This is a genomic window from Geomonas sp. (assembly GCF_056994735.1).
In genome coordinates this window covers 1-4,213 of record NZ_JBXKJL010000071.1, presented here as the reverse complement: position 1 = coordinate 4,213, position 4,213 = coordinate 1, and the positions used below count along the sequence as shown (strand labels likewise).

General features: G+C 57.2%; 4 protein-coding genes. 1 reads left to right on the top strand and 3 read right to left on the bottom strand.

Going from position 1 to position 4,213, the window contains the following annotated elements:
- A partial coding sequence (locus AC11W3_RS03405) for a DUF4139 domain-containing protein (protein ID WP_484092483.1) occupies positions 1-857 on the top strand: 857 nt, incomplete at its 5' end.
- Positions 858-1,155: 298 nt separating this feature from the next.
- On the opposite strand, the gene AC11W3_RS03400 is transcribed toward AC11W3_RS03405, so the two are convergent.
- The 3 genes from AC11W3_RS03400 to AC11W3_RS03390 all read right to left on the bottom strand — a co-directional run bounded on the left by AC11W3_RS03400 (position 1,156) and on the right by AC11W3_RS03390 (position 4,113).
- Positions 1,156-2,601, bottom strand: coding sequence for a sigma-54-dependent transcriptional regulator (locus AC11W3_RS03400; protein WP_484090160.1), 1,446 nt, complete (start codon positions 2,599-2,601; stop codon positions 1,156-1,158).
- 219 nt (positions 2,602-2,820) lie between these two features.
- Positions 2,821-3,066, bottom strand: coding sequence for a hypothetical protein (locus AC11W3_RS03395; RefSeq protein ID WP_484090159.1), 246 nt, complete (start codon positions 3,064-3,066; stop codon positions 2,821-2,823).
- A 105-nt stretch (positions 3,067-3,171) separates the two neighbouring features.
- Entirely contained in the window at positions 3,172-4,113 is a 942-nt protein-coding gene (locus AC11W3_RS03390; RefSeq protein WP_484090158.1) for a class 1 fructose-bisphosphatase, read from the bottom strand.
- Between the last annotated feature and the right edge of the window lie 100 nt (positions 4,114-4,213).

Sequence of the window (4,213 nt, the reverse complement as noted above, 5' to 3'; positions counted from 1 at the left end):
ACTGGCAGGGGGTGAAACTTTCACTCTCCACGGCGAGACCCGAAGTCGGCGGGGCTCCGCCGGAACTCCCGCCCTGGCACATCTCATTCTACGAGCCTCCCCGCCCGATCCTGTACCGGGCACAGGGCGCCGCGGCAAAGGCCCCTGCTCCGGTTCCCATGTCGGAAGAGCTTATGGCGCCACAGGCGGGCGCAGCAGCCCCTATGGAGAAAGCTGCGCCGGTTACCGCCCAGGTTGAGGAGGGACAGACCTCCGTCCTCTTCAACATCCGGCAGCCGGTCGATGTCCCCGCAGACGGCACGCGATCGGGGAGCGTGATTGCCATCGAGAGAGTTCCGGTCACGGCGGAATACGTCACGGTGCCGAAGCTTTCGCCGCGGGTTTATCTCAAGTCCGAAGTCACCAACAACACCCCTTATCCCCTGCTGGCTGGAGAGGCCAACGTCTTCAACGACGCCGTCTTTACCGGAAAAAGCTATTTGAAGACGGTGGCTTCCGGGGAAAAGTTCGACCTTTACTTCGGGGCGGACGATCAGCTCAAGGTAAAGCGGGATGTGGCGAGGGTGCGCAAGAAGGCAGGGCTTCTCGGCAGCAACAGCGTGAGCTACCGCTGCACCGTGGAGCTTCAGAACTTCAAGAAACGAGCAGTGACGGTTTCCGTGTTGGACCAGCTTCCCTTGGCGGGGAACGCGGAGATAAAGGTGAACCTGGAGGATGCCTCCCAGAAGCCTGACGAGACCCGGGCCGATGGAACGATCGTCTGGAAAGTAGCACTAGCCGCCGGTGAAAAGAAGAAGCTGACCTACGACATCATCGTTGAGTATCCGAAGGGACGTGATCTGACCGGGATTCAGTGACAGTGGCCTGACGAGTCAGGTGCCTCACGCCCCCCCCCCTGTCAAGGGAAGACAGGGGGAGATTTGCTTTCTGAAGAATGTGCCGCAAGCACTCCAACAGCTCCTTTCTGCTTGCGTGCTTCGACAAGCTCAGCACGAACGGAAACAAACTGCGTCGTCCGAGGAACCACCATCAGGTGCCTCACGTCCCCCCCTTGTCAAAGGGGGGACAGGGGGGATTCGCCCTTCCCTCTTTCAAACGAAAGAAGCTCCCGGAAAGGGAGCTTCTTTTATTACATCGCTGACAATTGCAGCCGCGTTAAGCGCCGATCCTGTATCGCTCGAGACGATCCCTCAGGGTGTTACGGCTGATTCCCAGAAGCTTCGCGGCGAAGACCTGATTATTGTTGCTCTTTTCCATCGCCATATGGATGAGGGCTTTCTCCAGTCCCATGTTGACGCTTTCGTAGATCGCCCCTTTGTTCTTCTGGCAGATCCCGTCGAAGACCGGCTCAAGCATGCTCCAGAACACCTCGTAATAATCGTCTCCGGCGGCATCAAGGTCGACCTCCTTGAAAGCAGGGGTCTTCGTTTTGATGAAGGACTCGAAATCGCCGGGAACGAGGATGTCGCCACGGCAAAAGACGGTGGCGGAGTTGATGACGTTCTTCAACTCCCTGATGTTCCCCTCGAAGTTGCTCGAGGTCAGCAGCGACATGGTCTCGGCTGCCACTCCTTTGATGTTCTTCCCGTACTTCCTGGAGAACTTCTTGACGAAGAGATCGACCAGGAGCGGGATGTCCTCGGACCGGTCGCGTAGCGGCGGCAGGAAGAAGTTGACCACGCGCAGACGATAGAAGAGGTCCATGCGGAAGGTCTTGTCCTTCACGCAGGCCAGCAGGCTCTTGTTCGTTGCCGCGACCACCCTGACGTCGACCTTGATGGTCTCGTTCCCGCCTACCCGCTCGAATTCCTGGTTCTCGAGCACGCGCAGCAGTTTACCCTGGTTCGCCATGCTCATCTCGCCGATCTCGTCGAGGAAGATGGTTCCGCCGTTGCACTGCTCGAACTTCCCAATCCGCCTGGAATGGGCGTCGGTGAAGGCACCCTTCTCATGCCCGAAAAGTTCGGACTCGAGCAGGGCCTCTGGAATGGCGGCGCAGTTGACCGCCAGGAACGGGCGGTTCTTCCTCTTCGAGTTGTTGTAAATCGCGCGAGCCAGCAGCTCCTTCCCGGTTCCCGATTCCCCCTGGATAAGGACGGTCGCATCGCTGTCCGCGACGGTGCCGACCATCTTCCAGATCTCGATCATCTCCGGCGAAGAGCCGATCATCAGGTCGTCGGTCAGATCCTCCTCGACCTGCGGGCGCTCCCTGGTATAGCGGACCTTTCTGCTCAGGAGGTTGCAGTCGATCGCCTTCCTGACCGTGGCCTTGAGCTTCTTCATGTCGAAGGGCTTGGTCACGTAATCGAAGGCGCCGTACTTCATGGCCTCGATGGCGTTCTGGGTGGTCTTGTAGCCGGTGGCCATGATCACGGCGAGGCCGGGATCGATCTTCTTGGCCTCCTTGAGGACCTCGAGCCCGGACTTTTGCGGCAGACTGATGTCCATGATTGCCACGTTCGGACGGTCTGCCACCACACGTCTCAGGGCGGACTCGCTGTCGCTTTCCAGGAGAAGCTCGTACTCCTCCCCCGCGAAGATAGTCTTCAGCATGAGCAGTATGTCGTGATCGTCATCCAAAATGAGCAGTTTTGCGGTCATCGGTCTTCCCCTTAATGGGATTTTGTGAATCGGTGGCAGGCGGAGCCGGGACGAAACAGCCCTTGTATGGCGCGGCTTCGGCACCCGATTACCTGTCGGGATGGCGTCTTATTGATGCTCTCTACATTTTAACAAATTAAAAGAGCAACATCGGGTCCTGATAGCAAAAGAACCGCTTCGAAAAGCGGTTCTTTTGTTTCCTGCCTATGATGTGCGGCGTTAGTAGTCATCCTCGAACTCATCGGAGCCGAATTCTTCTTCATCGACCTCATCCGCCTCGTCGTCGTCCATTTCCTCTGCCACGTAGGAGCGCTCGTCCTCTTCCTTGATGGCTTCGAAACGCTCCAGGATACGCGCCTCGGTACAGAACCGACCTTCCTTGTGGCGGCAGTCGTCGAGTTCGCACAGATCGAAGAGCTGGATCTCGCTGCAAAGACGTTTGACCGGCTGTTCTTGTGTTTCCATTCCTTTACCTCTGAATAATTGCTGTTTTCTTCCTTTCGACATTTCATGGCGGCAACTTTAGCAAAAACTGCGTCACTACCAGAGGAAAGCGTCTAGCTTACAACATCACTTGCCGTTGACAAAGGCCACAGCCTGCTTCACATCCTCGCTGCAGCCGATGTAGACCGGTGCCCTCTGATCAAGAGATTCCGGCTTGATGTCGAGAATCGGGATGGTACCGTTGCTTGCCGCTCCACCTGCGTGCTCGACAATGAAAGCCATGGGGTTGAGTTCGAACAGGACGCGCAGTTTCCCGTTCGGGGTGCCGTTCAGGGCGGGGTACATGAAGAGCCCCTTCCCCTTCATCAGCACCTGGTTGATGTCGGGAACGAAACCGCCGGAGTAGCGGAGTTTGCAGCCCTTCGCTTCGAGGTGGCGGATGAAGCGCTCGTTGCCCTCGGTGTACTTGTTCCTGAGGCCGCCCGGAGCGTAGATGTCACCTTCCGGCTTCATCCTGATGTTCTCGCGGGTGAGGGTGAATTCCATCAGGTTGTTCATGGTGAATTCATGAACGCCATCGCCGACCGTGTAGACCAGGGAAACCCTCGGTCCGTAGAGGATGTACATGGCGGCAACCTGGTTGCGACCCGGCTGGAGCAGATCGGAGCCGGCGAAAATGGAGACGATGGTGCCCACGGCGAGGTTCACGTCCACGAGCGACGAACCGTCAAGGGGATCATAGGCGACCGAGTAGAGACCGTCGGCGTTTGCCTGGCACTGGTAAATCTCGTCCATCTCCTCGGATGCGATGTTGCAGACCACGCCCGAGTGGATCAGCCTCTTGCGCATGATCCTGTCGGAGAGGACGTCGAGGGCCAGTTGCTCCTCACCGTAAAGGTTGGAGGTACCGGCAACACCCAGGTCGCCCGTCCGGACCGCGTTGATCACGTACTTGCTGGCCTCGGCGATCTCACACATGAGATGGATGAGGTTATCGCTGATATCCTGACCACGCAAGTGGCGACGCAGATCGATCTGGAATTTGGACGTTCCGGCTTGTTTAGGCATAGATCCTCCAACATTAAATTAAAATTATTTTACAACGATGTAGATTAAGGCAAATCCCTTTATAAATCAAGGAAAAAAAGCGGAACTTCTGGAGGCAGGA

Bases quoted from the DNA above. Each gene is read 5' to 3' on its own strand.
- AC11W3_RS03400 (WP_484090160.1), bottom strand. From the start codon at position 2,601: ATGACCGCAAAACTGCTCATTTTGGATGACGATCACGACATACTGCTC.
- AC11W3_RS03395 (WP_484090159.1), bottom strand. From the start codon at position 3,066: ATGGAAACACAAGAACAGCCGGTCAAACGTCTTTGCAGCGAGATCCAG.
- AC11W3_RS03390 (WP_484090158.1), bottom strand. From the start codon at position 4,113: ATGCCTAAACAAGCCGGAACGTCCAAATTCCAGATCGATCTGCGTCGC.